The sequence below is a fragment of the Calidifontibacter terrae genome (genome assembly GCF_054778835.1).
The window spans coordinates 162,378-184,305 of record NZ_BAAGZF010000002.1 but is presented as its reverse complement, the minus strand read 5'-3'; the positions used below and the strand labels follow the sequence as shown (position 1 = coordinate 184,305).

The window sequence follows — 21,928 nt, the reverse complement described above, 5'->3', positions numbered from 1 at the left end:
CCTGGGGACTGCCCACTACGTCCGTAGTAAAGGGTTTTCGTCGTTATAGCGACTGATTTCCCCGCCGCACCTCACGCAGCGTGCCGTCGATCCGGCGAGTCCACCCACGCTGGTCGAGGTGTTCCAACAGCGGGATGACCACCCGTCGCGTTGTGCCGAGCGCGCCCTTCGCCTGCGCTGCAGTGAAAGGCGCGCCGAGCGCGGCAAGTTCGCGCATGGCCAGGGCGGGCGCGGTTGGCAACAGGAAGATCTGGTCGCCGAGGTCGATCAGCCGGCCGAGCCCGATGGCTGCGGCCAGTTCGCGCGCGCGTAAACCCAGCGTGTCGAGCTCCGCTCGCTCGGCCGCGCGGAACGGCTCGGCCCGCAGCCGCGCTTCGAGCTCGCGCAGCCCGGCATCAGCCGCGCCGAGATCCGCGCGTGTGCCCGGACGCCGAACACCTCCGTCGACGACCTCCAGCTCTGCGGCCCGGGCGACAGCGATCACGATGTCGTTCGCCGGTGCTCCGATCGCGTCCTTGAGGGCGGCCACGGGCACGCTCGGGTCGAGCGGGTGGTCGCGATGCCGCGCGTCGATCACCTTGACCGCCGCCGAACGCCATGCCTTCCAACGGTCCTCGGAGATCGCGTGGTCACCGACGGTGCGCAACCCGGCGGGGTCGGCTCCGAGGCGGCGGAGGTGATCCAGCCGTACGAACCCGCGTCGGTCCGTCTCCCGGCGAGCGTCGGCCCTTCCGTCGTACGCCGTCAGTTCAATGGCCCGCGCCCGCGCGGCCCCGCGCCGGGTCAGCGGTGGCGGGTCGACGTCGAGCAGCAGCGCTCCGCCCACCACCTCCTGCCGGCCGGGGTCGCGCAGCACGAGCCGGTCGCCAGCGGTCAGCGGGAGATCGCCGGTCCACTGCAGGCGCACGTGAGCGCCACCGAGCGGGCGCACCCGCGCCGACACCGCAACCGTTCCGACGTGGGCCATCAGTTCGCTGGGCAGCGACTCAGGCTCGGGTTCGATCCGCACATCGACGACGTGGGTGAGGTGCCACGCATCGGGCGTCACCACCACCTCGCCCCGGGCAATCTCGTTGGTGGCCAGACCTCGCAGATTGAGGGCCACGCGGGCTACGGCGCCGACCTGCTGTTCCGACCGCTCCAGCGCCTGTATTGATCGAACTGATGCAATCTCCGTTCCAACCTGCAACCGGTCGTTGATTCGGACCGTGCCGTTGCCGAGCGTTCCGGTGACCACGGTGCCCGCGCCGCGAACGGTGAAGACCCGATCGATCCACATCCGGGTGCGTCCGATCCGGTCGGGCTCGGGCAACGCGTCGACGAGGCGAGCGAGCGCCGCCCGCAGTTCAGGCAACCCATCGCCGGTCATCGCCGAAACCGGGACGATCTCGCGAAAAACTTTGGAGTCTAGGCGTTCTCGCGCCTCTGCAATCGCGCGCTCGGGATCCGCGAGGTCGCTGCGGGTCACCGCAACCAGACCGTTCTTGACTCCCAGCGCGTTGATCGCGTCGAGGTGCTCCTGGGTCTGTTGCCGCCACCCCTCGTCGGCCGCGATCACCAACAGCACGGCTGGCGCCGGGCCGATCCCGGCCAGGGTGTTGGCGATGAACCGCTGATGGCCCGGGACGTCGACGAACGCGAGGTCCTCACCGTCGGGCAGCGAGGTCCAGGCGTAGCCGAGGTCGATGGTCAGGCCGCGGCGGTGCTCTTCCTCCAAACGGTCCGGGTCGGTGCCGGTGAGGGCACGGACCAGCGTCGACTTGCCGTGGTCGACGTGTCCGGCGGTGGCGACGACCCTCACGCCATCGCCCTTCGCACCGCCTCGATCAGCCGCTCGTCGTCGCGCTCCTCGACGCAGCGCAGATCGACCAGGCAGCGACCGTCACGCACCCGGGCGACCACGGCCGGATCTCCCGAACGCAATTGAGCCGCAACGGCTTCCGGCAGCGACGCGGCCCACCCGGGCAGCTGGACACCAGGCGCGCCACCTCCGCCGACCCGGCCGTCGTGGGGCACCACCTCGGCGCCGACGGCGTCCGCGAGCCGTCGCGTACGGGCCAGCAGGTCCTCGGGCGTACGGTGCCGGTAGTCGGTGACCGGGGCGCCGCCGGCCAGAGTCGCCTCAAGGGCGGCGAGCGTGAGCTTGTCGACACGGAACGCGCGCGCCAATGGGTGTCGCCGGATGCGTTCCACCAGTTCGGCGCGACCGACGATGATCCCGGCCTGGGGCCCGCCGAGCAGTTTGTCGCCGCTCGCGGTGACCAGATCGGCTCCAGCGGCCAGCACGCTCGCGGCGTCGGGCTCATCGGGTAGAAGTGGATCCCGTTGCAGCAGACCGGAACCGATGTCGACGACCACCGGCACACCGAGGCCGGCGAGTTGCTCGACCGGCACCGCGGTGGTGAAACCCTCGACCCGGAAATTGCTCGGGTGGACCTTGAGAACCGCGCCGGTGGCCTCGCCGATCGCGCGTTCGTAGTCGGCGGCGTGGGTGCGGTTGGTGGTGCCGACCTCACGCAACCGCGGACCCGTCGACTCGATGAGGTCGGGCAGCCGGAAACCGTCGCCGATCTCGATCAGCTCCCCGCGGGAGACGACCACCTCACGCCTCGCCGCCAGACAGGTCAGCACCAGCGAGAGCGCCGCCGCCCCGTTGTTCACCACCAGCGCCGCCTCGGCGCCCGGAGTCGCGGCGACCAGCGCATCGAGGACCGGCTTTCCACGCTTGCGCGACCGGGCCCCGGTGGCGAGGTCGAGCTCGACGTCGACGTAGCCCGCCGCGCCGACGATTGCGTCAATCGCTTTGTTGCTCAGCGGAGCCCGACCGAGGTTGGTGTGGACGACGACCCCGGTCGCGTTGATCACCGGGGTGAACGATCGGGTCAGCAAGGAGCGAGCGTGATCGGTGACCTCCGCGGTCGGGACCGCACCCGACCGCGCGGCCTGCTGCGCGTCGGTCACGGCGGTCTTCACCCGAGCGCGACCGAACCGGTCGACCTCGGCCGAAAGTTGGCGCAGCACGTCGTCGGTGCGGGGGATGTCACGCCGCGGGTCGCCCATGGTTCTCCTGCCGTTTGGCGGAGGCGGACGGGAATCGAACCCGCCAGGCCGAGATACTCGGCCTCGTCGGTTTTGAAGACCGCGGAGCCCCACCAGGAACCCTGACGCCTCCCTGCTCGCGCAGCATATCCACCGCGCCGGCGAGGATCAGGCGCGGATCTCCAGGACGAACTCGCCACGCTCCACGAACTCCCCGATCACCGGCGCGCCCGGGATCTCCCCGGCCAGCAGCAGCCCGCCTGAGGTCTGCGCATCGGCCAGCAGAATCAGTTCGTCCTCGTCGACCTCGGCGCTGAGATGGGGAAGCACCCAGTCCAGGTTGCGGCGCGATCCGCCGGGCACGAAGCCGGCGGCGTACGAACTGCGCACGTCTGCGAGATACGGAACAGCCGAGGCTCGTACGACGGCAGTCACGCCGGAGGCCCGCGCCATCTTGTAAAGGTGGCCGAGCAGTCCAAAGCCGGTGACGTCAGTGGCCGCGGTGATGCCGGCGACCAACGCCGCCTCGGCGGAGTCCCGGTTCAGTGTCGTCATCGATTCGATCGCCTGCGGGAAAACATCGCCGGTGGCCTTGTGGCGGTTGTTCAGAACCCCGACGCCGATCGGCTTGGTGAGCGAAACCGGCTGGCCGGCAGCGGCATTGGAGTTGAGCAGCAACTTCGAGGCCAGCCCGAGACCGGTGACCGCGAGGCCGTACTTCGGCTCGGGGTCGTCGATGCTGTGACCCCCGGCCAGCGGAACACCCGCCGCCTCGCAGGCAGCCAGCCCACCGCGCAGGACCTCACTGGCCAGCTCGGTCGACAACACTCCGCGCGGCCAGCCGAGCAGGTTGATCGCGAGCACCGGCCGACCACCCATGGCGTAAATGTCGCTCAGCGCATTGACCGCGGCGATCCGACCCCAGTCGTACGCATCGTCAACGACGGGAGTGAAGAAGTCGGTGGTCGAGATGACGACCTCGTCGCTGCCAGGGCGCAGGCGAACGGCGCAGGCGTCGTCGCCATCGTCCAACCCGACGACCAGGTCGGGTGTCGGCCGCGCGGTTAGACCGCGGACCATCTCCTCGAGTTCGCCCGGCGGAATTTTGCAGGCGCAACCGCCGCCGTGGGCGAACTGGGTGAGTCGCTTCTCCATGACCGCGACGCTACTCGCGCGCCGGTGACGCGGTCAGCCCGGTTGGGTGATCCCCTGGTTCGCTGCGAGTTTCGCGGCGGCCCGCTCGCGCTGCGGCACCACGGTGTATTTCGGGTCTCGGGCCGAGTCCATACCGGCCTCGAAGATGGCGAACCGGGTGCAGGCCGAACCGGCGAGCAGGGCCAGCCCGGAGGCGACCGCCACACTGCGACGGCGGCCGGCCAGCGCCGCCCCCATCGCGCCAGCAGCCGTCAACCCGGTGGCGAATTTGTGCAGGGTGCCGGATTTCCCCTGGTGTCGCGGCTCGGCCAGCATGCCGAGATGCTCGTCCAGCAGATGGTCAACCCCGAGGTCGACAGCGGCAGCAAGGACTGCGAGCGCCCGAACCGGCGCCGTTTCGCGCGGCGGAGCAGCAACCAGCGCGAGGCCGCATCCAGCCGCCGTTGCGGAGCTGACGAAGATGAACGGGAGGTGGTGGAACGACTCGTGCCAGGTCGGAACGGCGGTGTCGGACAACAGAACCGCGGTGTACGCAGCCAGCGGAGGGGCGAACACGGCCGAACCGGCCGTCGCGATCGGGTCGGCGACGCGGACGAGGGACGCCGGCAGCCTCGAGCCGACCAACTGCAAACCGGTGGCCGCCCCGGCGAAGGTCCCGAATGCGGCGAGGATCCAGGAGCCGACCGACATTGGCGAGGTGAGTTTCACCGTACGCATCATGTTCAGCGCCCGCTCGGGCCGGCCAAGGTCGTGAGCGAGCGCGAGCCCGCCGAGGCTCACCCCGGTGATCGCACCGAAGCGGCCAATGGCCTGCAGCGCCGGCCGACCGGTGGCGTGGCCGCCCGCCCCGATCAATGCCGAACCTGCCGCCAGGCCGCCGAGGAACAGGTAGGCCGGGATGTCATCGCCCCACGGCGGCGGCTTGACGAGGTTGCGGCCGTAATACGAGGTGAATTCCGCATCCGGAACCATCGCGTTCGGATCGCCGGCGCGCTTCTTGCGTTTCCGGTCACGGCGGCGCGGCCCCTCTGGCGGGCGATCCGCGTCGTACGGGCTGGTCGTCATCGGGCGACCCGCCCCGCAACCGCGAAGACCGCGGCGGCGACGCCCAGCATGAGGGTGCCGGCGGTGCCCGCGCGCTCGAACATCTTGGGGAGGTCGCGGGTGGTCACCACCGGGTCCGGCGGCAGTCCGTAGGCCTCCGGCTCGTCCATCAGCAGGAACACCGAGCCTGTGCCGCCGACGCCGTCCTCGGGGTTCGCGCCGTAGAGCCGCGCCTCGGTGTGGCCTTGGTCGTGCAACTCGGTGAGGCGCTCACGGGCGGTCTCGACCATCTCGGTGTGGTCGCCGAACTTGATGCTGGTGGTCGGACAAGTCTTCGCGCAGGCCGGCTGCTCGCCGACAGAGATCCGGTCGTAGCAGAGTGTGCACTTCTGGGCGACACCGTGGTTCGGGTCGACTTGGGGCTCGCCAGCGATGACGTTCATCGTGCCGTCGGCGCGGCGGTCGATCACCCCGAACGGACAGGCCGAGACGCAGTAGCCGCAGCCGTTGCAGACATCCGGCTGCACCACGACCGTTCCGAACTCCGTGCGAAACAGCGCACCGGTCGGGCAGACATCCAGGCAGCCGGCGTGGGTGCAGTGCTTGCAGACGTCGGAGCTCATCAGCCAGCGCACCGGGCGGTGTGGCTCCTCGGCCACCGCGGCCTTGGGCGCCGGCGCGCCAATCGACGGCATTCCCAGGCTGATCGGCTTGGAATCGCGCAGCCCGGTTTCCCGGGCCGCAGCGACCTGATCGCCGGTCTGCTCGATGAACGCCACATGGCGCCAGGTGTCGGCGCCGAGGTGACCGGTGTTGTCGTAGCTCGACCCGAGCATCTTGTCGTCGCCGGTCTCAGGGCGCGGCGGAACGTGGTTCCACTCCTTGCAGGCCACCTCGCAGGCCTTGCAGCCAATGCAGATCGAGGTGTCGGTGAAGAAACCCTTGCGGGATGGCGGGTTGGTCCAGTTCGCGTCTTTGGCCGGGTCGGTCGGGCCGAAGAGTTGATTGCCGAAGAGGGTCACGGTCGGTCCTCCTGCGTCGGTGGTTTCGACACGCCGCTCGTTCCTCGCGACGGCTCAACCAACGGGGACGACGAGGGGCCCGTCAGCCCGGCTCGTTGCTGATACTGCTGGACCAGCTTCGGCAGGTCGGCGCCGCGGGGCCGGCGACCTGGCCGGATGTCACACGCGCCCACCTTCGACTCCTGAATCTGTACGTTCGGGTCCAACACAATGCTGAGCAGATCGTTCGCGGCGTCACCGCTGACGACCGCTTCAGCCCCGACACCCCAGTGATAAGGCAAGCCGATCTGGTGCACGGTACGACCTTCGATGGTCAGCGCGCTCACCCGGTCGGTCACCAGCACTCGCGCCTCGATCGCCGCGCGCGGCGAGACGATCGTGGCCCAGCCACCGTTCTCCAACCCGACAGCGGCCGCGAGCGCCGGGGAGACCTCGCAGAACATCTCCGGCTGCAGCTCCGATAGATAGGGCAACCAGCGGCTCATTCCGCCGGCCGTGTGATGTTCGGTCAGGCGATAGGTCGTGAAGACGTAGGGATAGACCTCCGCGCCGGGCTCTCCGGGCATCGGCGCGTAGCGGTTGTCGTCGCGAACGAAGGTCTCGCGCAACGGGTTTGCCTGCTGGCCCGGATAGATCGGGTTGCTGACCGGCCCTTCCTGCGGCTCGTAGTGAGCCGGCAGCGGACCGTCAACAACGCCCTTGGGCGCGAACAACCAGCCCTTGCCGTCGGCCTGCATGATGAACGGATCGTCGCCGTTGATTCCCTCCGGACCGCCAACGCCGGCGGCGGCGCGATAACCGGGCGCAGTCGAGACCGGAAAGTCGGGAACGTCGTCACCGACCCATTTTTTGGCGGCCTCGTCCCACCAGACCAGCTTCTTGCGCTCGCTCCACGGCTTCCCGTCGGGGTCGGCCGACGCGCGGTTGTAGAGCACCCGCCGGTTCGCGGGCCAGGCCCAACCCCAGTCCAGCGCCACCTCGTTCTGTTCCTGACCAGGCACCCGCGAGGCGGCCCGGTTGGTCTCATCGGCGAAGACCCCGGCGTAAATCCAGCAGCCCGCCGCGGTCGACCCGTCGGCCTTCAACTCGGTGTACGAGGAAATCGTCTTCCCGTCCGGGCCGACACCGTTGATCTCGCGCAGCACCGACTCGGGAACGATCTCGCCCTCATCGTCGAGCGGGTAGTCCCAGGTGAGATCGAGCAACGGGCGGTCCCGCGGGTTGCCGGAGTCGACGAGCTTGGCGCGGATCTTCTGCCCGAGCAGGTAGAAGAACTGCAGTTCGCTCTGCGCGTCGCCCGGCGGGTTGACCGCCTTGTGGCGCCACTGCACCAACCGCTGGGTCTGGGTGAAGCTGCCGGCCTTCTCCACGTGGTTGGCCGCCGGCAACACGAACACCTCGGTGCCGATGTCTTCGGTGCGCAACTCTCCGGAGGCGATCTCGGGCGAGTCCTTCCAGAAGGTCGCGGTCTCGATCAGCTGCAAATCGCGTACGACCAACCACTTCAGATGGGCCAGGGCCTTGCGCTGCATCGAGGAGTGCGCCGATCCGACGGCCGGGTTCTGGCCGAGCACGAAATAGCCGGGCACCTCGTCGTTCAGCATTGCCATCGTCGTCTGGTAGGTGCCATGTGGGCCGGTCAGTCGCGGCAATCCGTCGAAATACCAATGGTTTTCGGCCGTCGCGGCGTCGCCGAACCACGACTTCATCAGGCTCACCGTGTAGGCGTCGGCGTTGGCCCAGAAACCCTTCTGGGCCTTCGTTGCGATGCTGTTGACGTAGTCGTCGAAGGTGTCGTGTTTGCCGGCCGACGGCATCGGCAGATAGCCGGGCAGCAGGTTGTAGAGCGTCGGGATGTCGGTCGACCCCTGGATCGAGGCGTGACCCCGCAACGCCATGATCCCGCTGCCGGGACGGCCAACGTTGCCGAGCAGCAACTGCAGGATCGACGCCGTACGGATGATCTGCACTCCGTCGGTGTGATGGGTCCAGCCGACCGCATAACAGAACAGGCCGGTGCGCTCGCGGCCCGAGTTCTGGGTCAGGGCATCGGCGAGGTAGGCGAAATCCTCGGTCGGGATGCCGCAGACGTCGGCCACGACCTGCGGGGTGTAGCGCGCGAAGTGTTTCTTCAGCAGTTGGAAAACACAGTTGGGGTCCTGCAGGGTCTCGTCGCGCAACACCTTTCCGTGCTCGAGCGCCGCGCCGCCGGACCCTTGCGACTCGGTGTGTTCGGCGACATGTTCGTGACCACCACCGGCATGTTCAACGCCGCCGCCCTCGCGATCGGCATAGGCCCAGGTGGACGGGTCATAGGTCTTCGACTCCGCATCGAAACCGCTGAACAGGCCGCCGAGGTCCTCGGTGTCGCGGAAGTCCTCGTGGACCAGCGTCGCGGCATTCGTGTAGACCGCGACGTAGTCCTTGAACCAGAGGTCGTTGCTGATCACGTGGTTAATCAGGCCGCCGAGCAGCGCGATGTCGGAACCGACACGAATCGGGATGTGCCGATCAGCCTGCGGCGACGTACGGGTAAATCGCGGGTCGACGTGGATGACCTTCGCGCCACGTTTCTTGGCCTCCATCACCCATTGGAATCCCACCGGGTGACACTCGGCCATGTTCGAGCCCTGGATGACGATGACGTCAGCGTTGGCGATGTCCTGCAGGTATTGGGTGGCGCCCCCGCGCCCGAACGAGGCTCCCAGACCGGGAACCGTGGCGGAGTGTCAAATACGCGCCTGGTTCTCGATCTGTACGGCGCCGGCCGCGGTGAACAACTTCTTGATGAGGTAGTTCTCTTCGTTGTCGAGGGTGGCCCCACCCAGCGCAGCGATGCCCATCGTCCGGTTGACCGGGTGGCCCTTTTCGTCCTGGTCCTGCCAGTAGTCGCGGCGGGCCTGCAGGAATCGATCGGCGATCATGTCGGTCGCGGTCTCGAGGTCGAGGTCTTCCCAGTCGGTCCCGAACGGCCGCCGATAGCGAACCTTGGTCAGGCGCCGCGGTGAGTTGACGAGTTGCTCGCTGGCAGCACCTTTGGGACACAGGCGCCCCCGGCTGATCGGCGAGTCGGGGTCGCCCTCGATCTGCACGACCTTCTCGTCCTTGACGAATACCCGCTGGCCGCAGCCGACGGCGCAATAAGGGCAAATGCTGCGCACCACCTTGTCGGCGGTGCGAATGCGCGGTTGCTGGTCGCGGGTGGTCGGGCTGGTCACTGACGGGCCGCGGCCCAGGAAGTCACGGTCGGCGAGCTGGCGCACAACGGGCCAGTCAAGGAACACCTTTCCGATGCCCATGAACCCACCTCCTGCTCGGCTGCCGATAACGACGCCAACGCTACTGCGTCGGGCTCGGATCGGACAGGCAACCAAGACACTTGGTCATAAAAGGGGGCCCGCGACGCGGGCCCCCCTTCATCGCGTACGGATCAGGCGTCGGGCGCCACGAACACCGGCAGCTGCTTCTCGAACATCGACGCAAACGTCAACGATGGGAACACGTACGACGCCGGCTTGCTGGCCGCCGCCGTGTCAGCTCCCCAGGTGGCTGCACGGGTGCGCTGGTTGGGGGTGCCGTGGTGGCCGTCGTTGGTGAAGGCGCAGTCACCGACCGCGGCGAACGAGGCGATGTCCTGCACGACCTGGAACTTGTTGATCGACTCGCCCTTCTTGCTGACCATGAAGTACGAGCCGAACGAGTCAGCCATCAACTCGGTGCGGCGGGTCGCCTCAGGTCCGGTCAGCGGCGAGTCGAACAGGTTGTCCTCGTATTGCACGTGGTGGCCGAACTCGTGGGAAAGGATCGAGCGCGGCGCCGTCTTGCCCAGACCGATCGACTGCATGGCCTGCAGGATCCCGTCGCCCACGATGATCCGGTCGGTGATGCCCAGAGCCTCGGCTTCCGGGTCGCCGGCGGCGGTAAAGGCGAACGCGTTGAGGGTGAACAGCGGGTGGTCGCCGCCGCTCAGCGCCGGATCGGCAGCAATCAGCTGAGGCAGGATCGAGGCGACGACTTCCGAGTCGCCCTGGCTGTAACCCATCACCTGGAGCACAGCCTCGAGTCGGTCGGTGTTCGTGAACGAGGCCGCGCCGTGCATCGGCATCAGCTCGATGTCACTGCTCTTGATGTCCCAGAAGCCCTTGAGCGCGCGCATGGTCCGGTTGAGTTCGTTGGTGTAGGAACCGTCGAGTCCGAAACTGTTGCTCTTCGACTCGTGTCCGAACACCAACGCGTCATAGGTCGGAACGTCGAGGCCGCCGAGGCTGCTGATCAGCTGGAGGTTGGGGATGTTGACGTTTGCCAGGGAGTCGTCGACGTAGGTGTCCAACGCGGTGGTTCCGCACTGGTATTGGGTCGGGTCGATGGCAGCGTCGCGCTGGGCGCGCCACGCGTCACTGTCTCCGTCGAGCTTCACCTTCGGAACCCGCTTCGTGGCGACGATGGCTCGCACTCGCGCCTTTTGCGCCGGGGTCAGCGACGAGGCGGCGATCGGATCAGATACTGCGGCCTTGGCGGCGGCCGGCGCTGTGGTCGCCGCCTGAGCGGAAAGGCAAGGGGTGGCAATTCCGGCGGCGAGCGCGATCGCGGCGACGCCGGTGAAGAGCTTGGACATAGAAAGAGGACTCCCTCGGGTGACGGGTGGGAAAGCCGGCGAACCGGCAAACGTCAGTATGACCTGCGTCACACCAGGCCGAACGCGTTCCGTCGACAAGTGGCGTTGTTTCGTACGCTGCCCTCATGCCTTATCTGCCCGACCAGGACCGCGCGCCCGACGACGCGCAGTTGCGGGAGTTCATCGACGCTCATCCCCTGGGCTCGCTGGTCACCCACGACGGACAGTGGCCCGACCTCGACCTGATCCCGTTCCTGCCCCGGGAGGGCAGGCTGATCGGCCACGTCGCGCGCGCCAACCCGCTGTGGCGGCGAGCGCCGCAGAACGTTCTGGTCACCTTCGGGCCGATCGATCACTACATCTCGCCCAGTTGGTATCCCTCCAAGGCCGAAAAGCATCAGGTGGTGCCGACCTGGAACTACCTGATCGTCCACGTACGCGGGCGGCTTGAGGTCCACGATGACGCCAAGTGGAAGCGCGCCGCGGTGGCGATGCTGACCCAGCGGATGGAGTCCGGGCGCGAGCACCCGTGGAAGGTGGGTGACGCGCCGGCCGACTACGTCGCGCAGCGGCTCGACGACATCGTTGGGATCTCCATCGAGATCTCGTCGATGGTGGGCAAGTTCAAGGTAAGCGCGGCTCGTACGCCCGCAGATCGCCTCGGCGCCCGCGACGGAATCCGCGCGGAATCGGGTGAGTCCGAACTCGTGGAGCGAATGGGCGCGCAGGTTGCACCGGTTGCGCCGGTTCGGGAAGCGCCCGGCGGAGGGTGGAGCTGACCGGCCAAGCCGCACCGTGGGTCGCTGCTCAGGCCGGGCCGGGCAGCACCCATGTCGTGGAAAGGCAGCCGGCCCACCAACGTCGTGGTGTCCAAGGGCTCCGCTCGAAATTGCTGAAACTGAGCGGTTTCGAGCACGCAGGTCACTGAGCAGGGTTTTCGGACAGCTCGTCAGGCGTGTTTCCGGCCGACGAACTGACTGCTCGAAAACGATCGAATACGGACGCGCCCACGGTGTTGGAGGGTTTGCACAAACCAGCTGGCCGATCCATCGGTCCAGCTAGGCTCCCAACCTGTGATGCTGGTGCCGCTTCTAGCTCTGGAGTGTTGGGTGGGCGACCGCTTAGCCCCTGTAGTTCCTGCACTGAGAGAGGACGTGAGTCGTGAGCAAGAACAGTGACATTCCAGCGCGGCGCGCCTGGGTCGCTGAAGCACTCAGGGCGGTGTCCGTGATCAGCGCGTTTTGGGCGGCGATGTCCTTCAGCAACCACGGGCTGCAGCGAGGGTTCTGGATCCCGGCTGCCATCGCCGTCCTGGCGGTCATCTCACTGGGTTACACGCCTGAAGGTCGGGCACCATCGCCAGGCGCGCCGCTCGAAGAAAGCTGGTGCCTAGTCGGCAACAGCTGGAGCGCCCCACGCAGGCCCTGTTCGAAACAGCGGACGGGACGTTAGCGAGTCACATCGCGCCGACTTTCGAACCTGGCACTGGACCGACCCACGCGCCCGGCGCGTTGCGAGCCGAAAACGATCGTCGTCGACACACATGCAGCCGATTCATGCCGGGGCACCGGACAACGACCCGATCAGCGCTACGAATGGACCTCGAGGTCCAAAGACATACCGGAGGTGCAACACCGAGTGACCTGCGGCCAGTCCGTCGCACCGATCCGGCGTGCCGACTCGGTGGCTTCTCAGTGCACAGTGGCCAGCAACGCCCCGACACCGACGAACAGCCCTCCGAAGAACCGGTTCAGTCGGCGCTGCCCCTGAGCGCTGCGGGTCAGCCGTTGCAGTCCCCGGGCTGCAACCGCGAAGAAGAACCACATCACGAGCACGTCGATCGCCACGACCGTCACGCCAAGCACGGTGTACTGCCGCGGCAGTGACCGCTCCAGGCGGATGAACTGCGGCATGAAGGCAAGGAAGAAGATGACGGCCTTCGGGTTGGTCAGGTTGACCAACAAACCCCGCCGCATCATCGACCACCATGACTCTTGCGCCGTCGACTGTTCCTCGACATCGACTGTCCGCGAACGCCATTGGCGCACACCGAGATAGAGCAGGTAGGCCGCGCCCGCGTAACGGATGACGTCGAAGAGCAACGACGACTCAGCAACAATCACGCCGACCCCCGCCGCGACGATCGCGATGTGAATCACCAGCGCGATCTGCTGCCCGAGGATTCCCCAGATCGAGCGCCCCCACCCTGCAGCCAACGAGTTCGCCATGGTGTTGATTGCACCTGCACCCGGAGTGAAGGAGATGAGAGCCCCGGCCGCCACCAGGGTCAGCCAGACCGACCACGACATGTACGCAGGATAGAGAGGATGCACCCACCTCGCGCACCCGGCTGCATCGGTGAGACGGCGAACCCATCGGAACCCCTCAGCGCAGCACGACCGTACGGTGGCCGGCCGCGACCACCCGCCCCTCGCAGTGCCAACGCACCGCATTGGTCAGGGCCCTGCACTCGGTGTCACGCCCCGCGGCGACCAGGTCGTTGGGCTCGTAGGAGTGGTCAACCTCCTGCACCTGCTGGGAAATAATCGGCCCCTCGTCGAGGTCGGCGGTGACGTAGTGAGCCGTGGCCCCGACCGTCTTCACTCCGCGCTCCCAGGCCTGGTGATAGGGCTTGGCACCCTTGAAACTCGGCAGGAAGGAGTGGTGGATGTTGATCGCTCGACCCGTCAGCTGCCGGGCGAGGTCATCGCTGAGGATCTGCATGTAGCGGGCCAACACCACCAGCTCTGCGTCGTGGTCGGCGACTAATTCCAGCAGCCGCGCCTCTGCCGCAGCCTTCGTGTCCTTGGTCACCGGAACGTGGAAGAACGGGATCTCATGCCACTGCACGAGGTCGCGCGCGTCGGGGTGGTTCGACACCACGGCCACGATCTCGATCGGCAGGTCATCGGAACGGGCCCGGAACAGCAGGTCGTTGAGGCAGTGATCGAACTTGGAGACCATCACCAAGGTTCGGACCTTGCTGCCCGAGGGCCGCAGCCGATGATTCAGCCCGAGCGACCCACACAGCGTGGTGAACCGCGCCTCGACACCGTCTTGCCCTGGGTCATTCTGTTGCGGAACGCTGAACTCCAACCGGGCGAAGTAGTTATCGCCCAGGTGATCGTCGAACTGCTGCAGCTCGCGGATGTCCGCGCCCAACTCAACCAACGAGCCGGTCAGTTCGTGCAGCAGTCCGCGCCGTTGCGGACCATCGACGGTCAAGACGTAGGACGCCTCCATGGCGGTCTCCCTCAGCATTCGATGACGTTGACCGCGAGCCCGCCGCGGGATGTCTCTTTGTATTTGCTCAACATGTCCTTGCCGGTCTGCCGCATCGTCTCGATCGCTTGGTCGAGGTGGACGCGGTGGTCACCGTCGCCGTACAAAGCCAATCGTGCCGCGTTGATCGCCTTCACGGAGGCGATCGCGTTGCGTTCAATGCAAGGCACCTGCACCAGACCGCCGACCGGATCGCAGGTCAGGCCGAGATTGTGTTCGATGCCGATCTCGGCGGCGTTCTCCACCTGCGCGGGTGTCCCGCCCAAGGCAGCACACAGCGCGCCGGCCGCCATCGAGCAGGCTGAGCCCACCTCGCCCTGACAGCCGACCTCGGCGCCGGAGATCGAGGCCCGTTCCTTGAACAGAATGCCGATAGCAGCGGCGGTCAGGAGATAGCCGATCACCGCCTCGTCGTCGACGTCGGCAACGAACCGGGTCAGGTAGTGCAACACCGCGGGAACGATCCCGGCGGCGCCGTTGGTCGGAGCCGTCACCACTCGGCCGCCGGAGGCGTTCTCCTCATTGACGGCGAGCGCATAGAGGTTCACCCACTCCATCGCCCACAACGGGTCGTCCATGTTGCCGTGTTGTGCCCGTACGTTCGCTTCATGCTCGCGCAATCGGCGACGCAGATCGGGGGCTCGCCGGCGCACTCCCAACCGGCCCGGCAGGAACCTCTCCTCCCGGGTGCAGCCGTTCTCGACGCACTCCTGCATCACAGCCCACAGATGCAGCAGCCGCTCGCGGGTCTCCGCCTCCGGCCGGAACGCCGCCTCGTTTGCCAGCATCACGTCGGCGATCGAACCATTCAGCTGGGCACACCGGCGCAGCAGCTCATCACCGCTGGTGAACGCGAAGGGCACGCTCGGTCCCTGGTCGCCCAGCTCCGGGCCGTCGTCGGCCGCGACGACGAATCCCCCGCCGACCGAATAGAACTCGGCGGCGCCAATCTGCTCACCGGCCGCGTTCCGAGCCAGGAAGCGCATCCCGTTCGGGTGGCGCGGGAGCGCCTTGAGATTGAACTCGAGGTCCTGTTGCGTGTCGAAGGCAATCTCTTTCTCCCCGCCGAGCAACAGGCGTCCCGAGTGGGAAATCCGCTCGAAATCGGCGAAAGCGCCTTCCACGTCGACGGTCTCGGGGTCGGCTCCGGTGAGCCCGAGAACGACGGCGCGGTCGGTTCCGTGACCAATTCCGGTCGCGGCAAGGGAGCCGAACAACTGCACTCGTACGCACGAGACAGACGACAGCAGACCGCGCTCACGCAGTCCGCGGACGAACCGGGCGCCGGCCCGCATCGGCCCCACCGTGTGGGAGGAGGAGGGGCCGATGCCGACCGAAAAGAGGTCGAGAGCCGACAGCGCCATCAGCTGAACTCCCTCATCCCGTCCAGTAGCCAGCGCGCGACGTGAACCGCGAATGACGAGCGCGGCAGGATCCGCCAGGTGTCAGCGCTACTGCGCCAGAGGATCACGCCCACCGCGCCGAGCAATGTCACGACCGCAGTTCCGGCCGGGAAGGACACCAGGTCGAGGTCCAGCCGGCAGGACTTGTCGAGCACCTGCTGCGCGTGAGAACCCTTGAGCTCCAGTGTGGTTCGGTTCGCGGACAGGTCGACGACCTGGCCGGGGAGGTTACCCAGCGAGCGCTCCAACTCACTAGCCAACGAGGTCGGGTTGGGCCCACCATCGGCTTCGTCCGGGGCGATCAGCAAGAACTCGTCCGGGCCGAGCCACAGCACGTCACGGTCTTCGCCGACGTGGGTGACCTGACCGACCGCGCTCGGCAGCGGGCCGCCCAAGCTGGCGGCCAGACCGTCGTACGTCGCGCTGCCGGGCACCGCCCGCAACCCGATCTGCGCCAGGAACGGGATCTCCCGCAGACTCACCGCGGCGTTGCTGCCCTGCACCAACTCCTGCTCCAGCCGACCCAACGGGCTGCGGCGGAACTCCAGAACACTGCGTCGATCAACCATCGCGACGCGCTCCTTCCTTGTCGTAGACGACGGCATCTGCGATCTCGACGGGCACGAACTGCCCACCGAACGACGCCATGACTTGCTGCCCGATTCGGGATCGACCATCACGCACCAACGCGAGGGCGAAAGTGCGCTCCAGCGCCTCGCTGTGATAGCTGGAGGTGACGTGACCGAGCATCGGGATCGGTTGTGGCGCAACCCCCTTCAGCGGCTCGGCGGGCGCGTGTTGGGTCTCGACGACCTGGCTGCCCTCCGGCAGTCGCAGGCTCTTGTCGGCCGGGAAGAGTGCCACCAACTGCTTGCGCCCCTCCTGCACGTGACCGGCTCTGGCGTAGGACCGCTTGCCGATGAAGTCCTTGGTCTTGGAGATCACCCAGCCCATCCCGAGGTCCTGCGGGGTGACTGTGCCGTCGGTGTCCTGCCCAACAATCGGGTAGGCCTTCTCGGCGCGCAGTACGTGCATCGTCTCGGTGCCATAGGGCGTGATCCCGAACGGCTGGCCGGCCGCAGTGATCGCGTCCCAGGCTGCCTCACCGAACCAGCCAGAGACGTTCACCTCGTAGGCCAGCTCACCGGAGAACGTCACCCGGGCGATGCGCGCCGGGATCCCGTTCGCGAGCGTCGTGTCACGGAAGGCCATGAACTCAAAGCCTTCCTTAGACACGTCAAGGTCCGGGGCAATCGCCGCGATGACTTCACGAGACTTGGGCCCGACCACTGGGATGGTGGTCCACTGCTCGGTCACCGAGGTGAAGCAGACGTCCAGCCCGGGCCACTCGGTCTGGTGCCATTCCTCCAACCAGTCGAGCACCTTCGCGGCGCCACCGGTGGTCGTGGTCATCAGGAAGCGGTCGTCGGCGAGTCGGAAGCTCACGCCATCATCGAAGACCATGCCGTCCGGGCTACACATCACGCCGTAACGTTGCTTGCCGACGGCGAGCTTGGCGAAGGCGTTGGTGTAGATCCGGTTGAGGAACTCCGCGGCGTCCTGTCCGCGCACCTCGATCTTGCCCAGGGTGGTGCCATCCATGTAGGCGACCCCGGTTCGCGCGGCACTGCATTCACGGGCGACCGCAGCATCCATGTCCTCGCCGTCCTGAGCGAAGAACCACGGACGCTTCCACTGGCCGACGTCCTCGAACGCGGCACCCGCCTCAACGTGACGCTGCTGCACCGGGCTGATTCGGGCGGGGTCATACAACTCACCGCGGGCCCGACCGGCCAGCGCCGCGAAGGCGACCGGGGTGAACGGGGCACGGAAGGTGGTGGTGCCGATCGACCCGGGGCTGGGGCGTCGCTTCGCGGTAGTGGCGTGGCCACCCTCATTCAGCTCGCCGTCCTCGGCACCGTCGCCGACGTCCTGACCCGGCTGGCCGGCCGGCATCGAGGCCATGTCGTCCTCGTCGAGCAACTGGCTGAGCAGCCCGATGGTCAGCACCCCGCCGACCTTGCCTTGGTCGAGCCCGGTGCTGATCGAGGTGTAGCGCTTGACGTGTTCCACCGACCGCATTCCGGCGCCGACTGCGCGCACCACGCCGGCAGCGGTCTCGTCCCGCTGCGGGTCGACGAAGTGGGTCTCCAGGGTGTCGTCGGGGTTGCGGATCAGCCACAGGCTGTCGGTGACCCCGGCCATGGCTTGGCGCTGCTCGGCGGTCGTCGAGACCGCTTCACCGACGCCAGCTGTAGTGCCTTCGGCAACACAGAGGTCGGTGTCGTAGGAGCCGGTCAGGGACCCGGCGAGCGCCTGGTTACGAACTGCATCACCAGGCAGGAAGCCGACCAGGTCGTCGTCCCAACGGATCGCACCCTGGCGCTGGGAGTGCAGTGCCACGTTGGGCGACCACCCTCCGCTGACCAACAGCAGGTCGGCCGGGAGTTCCTGGGCGCCATCGACCGAACCGGCCGCTGCGACAAGAACTCCGGTGACGGCATCGTCACCGAGGGCCTGCACCACATGCTGACCACGGCGTACGTCGACACCGGCCGGCGCTTCTGCTCCGGCCTGATCGCGGGAATCGATCAAGGTCACCTGCGCACCGGCCGCGGCGAAATCCGCCGCGACGCCGTACGCCGAGTCGTTGGTGGTGAACACCACGACCTGCTGACCGGCCAAGACGCCGTGGCGACCCAGGTAGTTCTGGCCCGCGGAGGCGATCATCACGCCGGGCAGGTCGTTGGCGGCAAACAGCAGCGGTCGCTCGAAGGCGCCGGTGGCCAGAACCACTCGACCTGCGGTGATGTGCCAGACCCGCTGCCGGGAGACTCCCGGGCGCCCCTGGTCGGTGACGCGCTTCTCCAGCGCGAGCAGGTAGTTGTTGTCGTAACTGCCGAACACGCCACTGCGGGTCAAGATCCGGCAGTTCTCGGCGGCCGCCAACTGCGCGCTGACCTCGGCCACCCACTGAGCGCCCGGCTTGCCTTCGACGATCTCCTGGGGACGTCCGAGCAGCGAGCCGCCCAGCGCGAAGTCCTGCTCCAGCAGGGTGACTCGCACTCCGGTCGCGACTGCGGCGCGCGCCGCGGCCAGACCGGCCGGACCGGCGCCAATCACGGCGACGTCGGTGTGAACGTGCAGGTGGTCGTACTCGGCTGGATCGACATTCTGATCGAGGGTGCCGATGCCGTCTTCCCAGGTCAGGTCGAGGCCGTCGACGAGTTCCAGCGTGGTCGCCGGGAGCATCGATTCGCCGTACGCGCCCTCAGACCGAACGAACGCGTTCGGCTCCTCGACGCCGCAGCTGAAGACACCACGCGGGCGGCCGAGATAGATCGAGTTTCCCACGCGGACAACACCATTGGCGAGCGCGGCAGAGGCGACAGTGTCGCCCACCCGCCCGTCGAGCGGCTGGCCGTCGAGGGTGAACCGGACGGCGGGGCCGGAGCGGGAGTCGAGGCGGCGCGCGGTCATGACGACGCTCCTTGGGAGATGACGGCCGACTGCGAGTCGGACGCGGGGTCGGAGGTGGTGGGAGCTGGGCCGAGATAGGTCTCGGCGATTTCGTAGGTTCGCGTGTCGCGTACGGCGTTGAACCACTTGCGGCAGCCCGCCGAGTGGACCCACCGCTCGCGGTAGCTGCCCTTGGGGTTGTCGCGGTAGAACAGGAATTCGGCCCATTCGCGGTCGCTCAGGGCGTAGGGGTCCTCGGGGTAGGCCACGTGAGCCTGGCCGCCGTAGCCGAACTCGTCCTCGGGGCGTGAGCCGCAATGCGGGCAGTTGATGAACAGCATCGTTATGCCTCCTTGTCCGTCAGTGGGCCACGGCAGCGGCGCCGTGCTCGTCGATAAGGGCGCCGGTCTCGAAGCGTTCGAGGGCGAAGGGTCGGTTGAGATCGTGTGGCTTGTCGTGGGCGATGGTGTGGGCGAACGCGGTGCCCGCGCCGGGAACCGCCTTGAAGCCGCCGGTGCCCCAGCCGCAGTTGACGTAGAGGTTGTCGACCGGGGTCAGCCCCATGATCGGCGAGGCGTCCAATGTCACGTCGACGATGCCGCCCCAGGTGCGCAGCAGGTGAGCCCGGGAGAACGCCGGGAACAGTTCGACCGCAGCCGACATCTGCTCCTCGATCACGTGGAACGAACCACGCTGGCCGTAGCCGTTGTACGTGTCGACCCCGGCTCCCATGACCAGCTCACCCTTGTGTGCCTGCGACACATACACGTGCACGTGGTTCGACATCACGACGGTGGGATGAATGATCTCGTGCAGTTCAGAGACCAGCGCCTGTAGGGGATGCGACTGGATGGGAACCCGGAAGCCGGCCATTTCAGTCAGCGTCGAGGTGTGTCCGGCCGCTGCCAGGGCGACCCGGCCGGCCTTGATGTCACCACGATTGGTGCGCACCCCGACCACCTTGTTGCCTTCCTTGATGAAGCCGGTGACCTCGCAGTTCTGGATGATGTCGACGCCCATCTCGCTGGCGCGGCGGGCATACGCCCAGGCCACCCAGTCGTGCTTGGCGATGCCGGCCCGAGCTTGGTAGGTGCCGCCCATCACCGGATAACGGATGTCGTCGTTGATGTTGATGATCGGGCAGAGTTCCTTGACCTGCTGCGGGTCGACCCATTCGGCGTCGACGCCGTTGAGCCGGTTGGCTTCCACCCGGCGTACGGAGTCGCGCTGGTCTTGCAGTGTGTGGGCTAGGTTCAACACTCCGCGCTGGGAGAAGAAGACGTCGTAACCGAGCTCTTCCTGCAGGCCCTCCCACAGTTTGAGAGAGTGCTCGTAGATCGCGGCCGACTCGTCCCACAGGTAGTTACTGCGGATGATCGTGGTGTTGCGGGCCATGTTGCCGCCCGCCAACCAGCCGCGCTCGAGCACCGCCACGCGGGTGATGCCGTGGTTCTTGGCGAGGTAGTAGGCGGTGGCCAGGCCGTGGCCGCCACCACCGACGATGACCGCGTCGTACTGGTCACTCGGATCGGGGTTACGCCACAAAAAGCTGGGGTGCGGCGGAAGTTCGCGCTGGCTCATCACGCCTCCTTAACAGCGGTTGGGGTCAGGTTCGGGTAGAGCGGGAAGCGTTCGGCGAGCGCCGTGACACGGGCCGTGAGCTGCGCAGCAACTGTGTCAATGTCATCGATGCAGAGCGCCTCGGCGATGATGTCGGCAACCTCGACGAATTCAGCTTCGCCGAAGCCGCGGGTGGCCAGTGCCGGCGTTCCGATCCGCAGCCCCGAGGTGACCATCGGGGGCCGGGGGTCGTTGGGAATAGCGTTGCGGTTCACCGTGATACCGACCGAGTGGAGTCGGTCTTCGGCCTGCTTGCCATCCAGGGGGCAGTCCCGCAGGTCGACCAGCACGAGGTGCACGTCGGTGCCACCGGACAACACCCGGATGCCGTGAGATGCCGCGTCGGCTTGCAGTAACCGCTCGGCCAGGATGCGGGCCCCCGCGAGGGTGCGTTCCTGTCGCTCGCGGAACTCGGGGGCGGCCGCAGCCTTGAAGCTGACCGCCTTGGCGGCGATGACATGTTCCAAAGGACCGCCTTGCATCCCGGGGAACACTGCGGAGTTGATCTTCTTGGCGATCGCCGCGTCGTCGGTGAGGATGATGCCGCCGCGCGGGCCGCCGAGCGTCTTGTGGGTGGTGCTGGTGGTGACGTGAGCGTGAGGCACCGGGTTGGGGTGCAGCCCGGCCGCGACCAGCCCGGCGAAGTGGGCCATGTCGACCATCAGCAGGGCGCCGACCTCGTCGGCGATCTCACGGAAGGCGGCGAAGTCGAGGATCCGCGGATAGGCCGACCAGCCCGCCACGATCAGCTTGGGCCGGTGTTCGCGAGCCAGGCGGGCGACCTCGGCCATGTCGACCAGGCCCTGCTCGTCGACGTGATAGGGCACGACGTCGAACATCTTGCCGCTGTAGTTGATCTTCATCCCGTGGGTCAGGTGGCCGCCGTTGGCCAGGTCGAGCCCGAGGATGGTGTCGCCCGGCTGAAGCAGCGCGAAGTAGACGGCAGTGTTGGCCTGGGCGCCCGAGTGCGGCTGCACGTTGGCGAACTGAGCGCCGAACAGCAACTTGATCCGCTCGATCGCCAGCGACTCGATGACGTCGACGTTCTCGCAGCCGCCGTAGTAGCGCCGGCCGGGATAACCCTCGGCGTATTTGTTGGTCAGAACCGAACCCTGCGCCTGGAGCACCGCCACCGGGGCGAAGTTCTCCGAAGCGATCATCTCCAGCGTGGTCTGCTGGCGGATGAGTTCCTGGCCAAGAGCGGCTGCGACCTGCGGGTCGAACTGCTGGATGTCCGCATCGAATGCGGTGTGGCGCAACGCCGTCTGCTCGGGAACCACGCGGGTTCT

General features: G+C 67.3%; 16 protein-coding genes and 1 tRNA gene. 1 reads left to right on the top strand and 16 read right to left on the bottom strand.

Annotated features, from left to right (window positions below; all coding sequences use genetic code 11):
* Positions 1–43: 43 nt before the first annotated feature.
* The 8 genes from selB to ACYU98_RS03520 all read right to left on the bottom strand — a co-directional run bounded on the left by selB (position 44) and on the right by ACYU98_RS03520 (position 10,875).
* Positions 44–1,801: a selenocysteine-specific translation elongation factor gene (gene selB, locus ACYU98_RS03555; RefSeq protein ID WP_460466810.1), complete on the bottom strand. Its 1,758-nt coding sequence runs from the start codon at positions 1,799–1,801 to the stop codon at positions 44–46.
* Positions 1,798–3,060, bottom strand: a complete 1,263-nt coding sequence (gene selA / locus ACYU98_RS03550; protein ID WP_460466809.1) for an L-seryl-tRNA(Sec) selenium transferase — start codon at positions 3,058–3,060, stop codon at positions 1,798–1,800. The genes selB and selA overlap by 4 nt, the downstream gene beginning before the upstream one ends.
* 15 nt (positions 3,061–3,075) lie before the next feature.
* Positions 3,076–3,172, bottom strand: a tRNA-Sec gene (locus ACYU98_RS03545).
* A 35-nt stretch (positions 3,173–3,207) separates the two neighbouring features.
* The gene (selD, locus tag ACYU98_RS03540) at positions 3,208–4,194 is read right to left on the bottom strand and encodes a selenide, water dikinase SelD (RefSeq protein ID WP_460466808.1); all 987 of its coding nucleotides are present in this window, start codon (positions 4,192–4,194) and stop codon (positions 3,208–3,210) included.
* Between the two features lie 33 nt (positions 4,195–4,227).
* Entirely contained in the window at positions 4,228–5,259 is a 1,032-nt protein-coding gene (gene nrfD / locus ACYU98_RS03535) for an NrfD/PsrC family molybdoenzyme membrane anchor subunit (protein WP_460466807.1), read from the bottom strand.
* Positions 5,256–6,260 carry a 4Fe-4S dicluster domain-containing protein gene (locus ACYU98_RS03530; protein ID WP_460466806.1) on the bottom strand — a complete coding sequence of 335 codons (1,005 nt, stop codon included), beginning with the start codon at positions 6,258–6,260 and terminating at the stop codon, positions 5,256–5,258. The genes nrfD and ACYU98_RS03530 overlap by 4 nt, the downstream gene beginning before the upstream one ends.
* Positions 6,257–9,559, bottom strand: a complete 3,303-nt coding sequence (gene fdh / locus ACYU98_RS03525) for a formate dehydrogenase (protein ID WP_460466805.1) — start codon at positions 9,557–9,559, stop codon at positions 6,257–6,259. Before fdh ends, ACYU98_RS03530 begins: the two co-directional genes overlap by 4 nt.
* Positions 9,560–9,690: 131 nt before the next feature.
* Entirely contained in the window at positions 9,691–10,875 is a 1,185-nt protein-coding gene (locus ACYU98_RS03520) for a hypothetical protein (protein WP_460466804.1), read from the bottom strand.
* 125 nt (positions 10,876–11,000) lie between these two features.
* Here ACYU98_RS03520 and ACYU98_RS03515 point away from each other — a divergent pair, with 125 nt between their 5' ends.
* On the top strand, positions 11,001–11,654 hold the full coding sequence (locus ACYU98_RS03515; RefSeq protein ID WP_460466803.1) for an FMN-binding negative transcriptional regulator: 654 nt from the start codon (positions 11,001–11,003) through the stop codon (positions 11,652–11,654).
* 912 nt (positions 11,655–12,566) lie between these two features.
* On the opposite strand, the gene ACYU98_RS03510 is transcribed toward ACYU98_RS03515, so the two are convergent.
* From ACYU98_RS03510 to glyA, 8 genes are all read right to left on the bottom strand, one after another.
* Entirely contained in the window at positions 12,567–13,184 is a 618-nt protein-coding gene (locus tag ACYU98_RS03510) for a LysE family transporter (protein WP_460466802.1), read from the bottom strand.
* Positions 13,185–13,260: 76 nt separating this feature from the next.
* Positions 13,261–14,136 carry a formyltetrahydrofolate deformylase gene (purU, locus tag ACYU98_RS03505; protein ID WP_460466801.1) on the bottom strand — a complete coding sequence of 292 codons (876 nt, stop codon included), beginning with the start codon at positions 14,134–14,136 and terminating at the stop codon, positions 13,261–13,263.
* Positions 14,130–15,521 (bottom strand): L-serine ammonia-lyase, encoded by a 1,392-nt coding sequence (locus ACYU98_RS03500; protein ID WP_460466800.1) that lies wholly within the window; start codon positions 15,519–15,521, stop codon positions 14,130–14,132. Before ACYU98_RS03500 ends, purU begins: the two co-directional genes overlap by 7 nt.
* Entirely contained in the window at positions 15,521–16,129 is a 609-nt protein-coding gene (locus tag ACYU98_RS03495) for a sarcosine oxidase subunit gamma (protein ID WP_460466799.1), read from the bottom strand. The genes ACYU98_RS03500 and ACYU98_RS03495 overlap by 1 nt, the downstream gene beginning before the upstream one ends.
* Positions 16,122–19,040 carry an FAD-dependent oxidoreductase gene (locus tag ACYU98_RS03490; protein ID WP_460466798.1) on the bottom strand — a complete coding sequence of 973 codons (2,919 nt, stop codon included), beginning with the start codon at positions 19,038–19,040 and terminating at the stop codon, positions 16,122–16,124. Before ACYU98_RS03490 ends, ACYU98_RS03495 begins: the two co-directional genes overlap by 8 nt.
* Positions 19,037–19,360 carry a sarcosine oxidase subunit delta gene (locus ACYU98_RS03485; protein WP_460466797.1) on the bottom strand — a complete coding sequence of 108 codons (324 nt, stop codon included), beginning with the start codon at positions 19,358–19,360 and terminating at the stop codon, positions 19,037–19,039. Before ACYU98_RS03485 ends, ACYU98_RS03490 begins: the two co-directional genes overlap by 4 nt.
* A 19-nt stretch (positions 19,361–19,379) precedes the next feature.
* The gene (locus tag ACYU98_RS03480; RefSeq protein WP_460466796.1) at positions 19,380–20,600 is read right to left on the bottom strand and encodes a sarcosine oxidase subunit beta family protein; all 1,221 of its coding nucleotides are present in this window, start codon (positions 20,598–20,600) and stop codon (positions 19,380–19,382) included.
* Positions 20,600–21,871, bottom strand: a complete 1,272-nt coding sequence (gene glyA, locus ACYU98_RS03475) for a serine hydroxymethyltransferase (protein WP_460467406.1) — start codon at positions 21,869–21,871, stop codon at positions 20,600–20,602. Before glyA ends, ACYU98_RS03480 begins: the two co-directional genes overlap by 1 nt.
* Positions 21,872–21,928: the final 57 nt, after the last annotated feature.

Bases quoted from the DNA above. Each gene is read 5' to 3' on its own strand.
- ACYU98_RS03495 (WP_460466799.1), bottom strand. From the start codon at position 16,129: ATGGTTGATCGACGCAGTGTTCTGGAGTTCCGCCGCAGCCCGTTGGGT.
- ACYU98_RS03485 (WP_460466797.1), bottom strand. From the start codon at position 19,360: ATGCTGTTCATCAACTGCCCGCATTGCGGCTCACGCCCCGAGGACGAG.
- selD (WP_460466808.1), bottom strand. From the start codon at position 4,194: ATGGAGAAGCGACTCACCCAGTTCGCCCACGGCGGCGGTTGCGCCTGC.
- ACYU98_RS03515 (WP_460466803.1), top strand. From the start codon at position 11,001: ATGCCTTATCTGCCCGACCAGGACCGCGCGCCCGACGACGCGCAGTTG.
- ACYU98_RS03510 (WP_460466802.1), bottom strand. From the start codon at position 13,184: ATGTCGTGGTCGGTCTGGCTGACCCTGGTGGCGGCCGGGGCTCTCATC.
- selA (WP_460466809.1), bottom strand. From the start codon at position 3,060: ATGGGCGACCCGCGGCGTGACATCCCCCGCACCGACGACGTGCTGCGC.
- ACYU98_RS03500 (WP_460466800.1), bottom strand. From the start codon at position 15,521: ATGGCGCTGTCGGCTCTCGACCTCTTTTCGGTCGGCATCGGCCCCTCC.
- purU (WP_460466801.1), bottom strand. From the start codon at position 14,136: ATGCTGAGGGAGACCGCCATGGAGGCGTCCTACGTCTTGACCGTCGAT.
- nrfD (WP_460466807.1), bottom strand. From the start codon at position 5,259: ATGACGACCAGCCCGTACGACGCGGATCGCCCGCCAGAGGGGCCGCGC.
- ACYU98_RS03480 (WP_460466796.1), bottom strand. From the start codon at position 20,600: ATGAGCCAGCGCGAACTTCCGCCGCACCCCAGCTTTTTGTGGCGTAAC.
- ACYU98_RS03520 (WP_460466804.1), bottom strand. From the start codon at position 10,875: ATGTCCAAGCTCTTCACCGGCGTCGCCGCGATCGCGCTCGCCGCCGGA.
- ACYU98_RS03490 (WP_460466798.1), bottom strand. From the start codon at position 19,040: ATGACCGCGCGCCGCCTCGACTCCCGCTCCGGCCCCGCCGTCCGGTTC.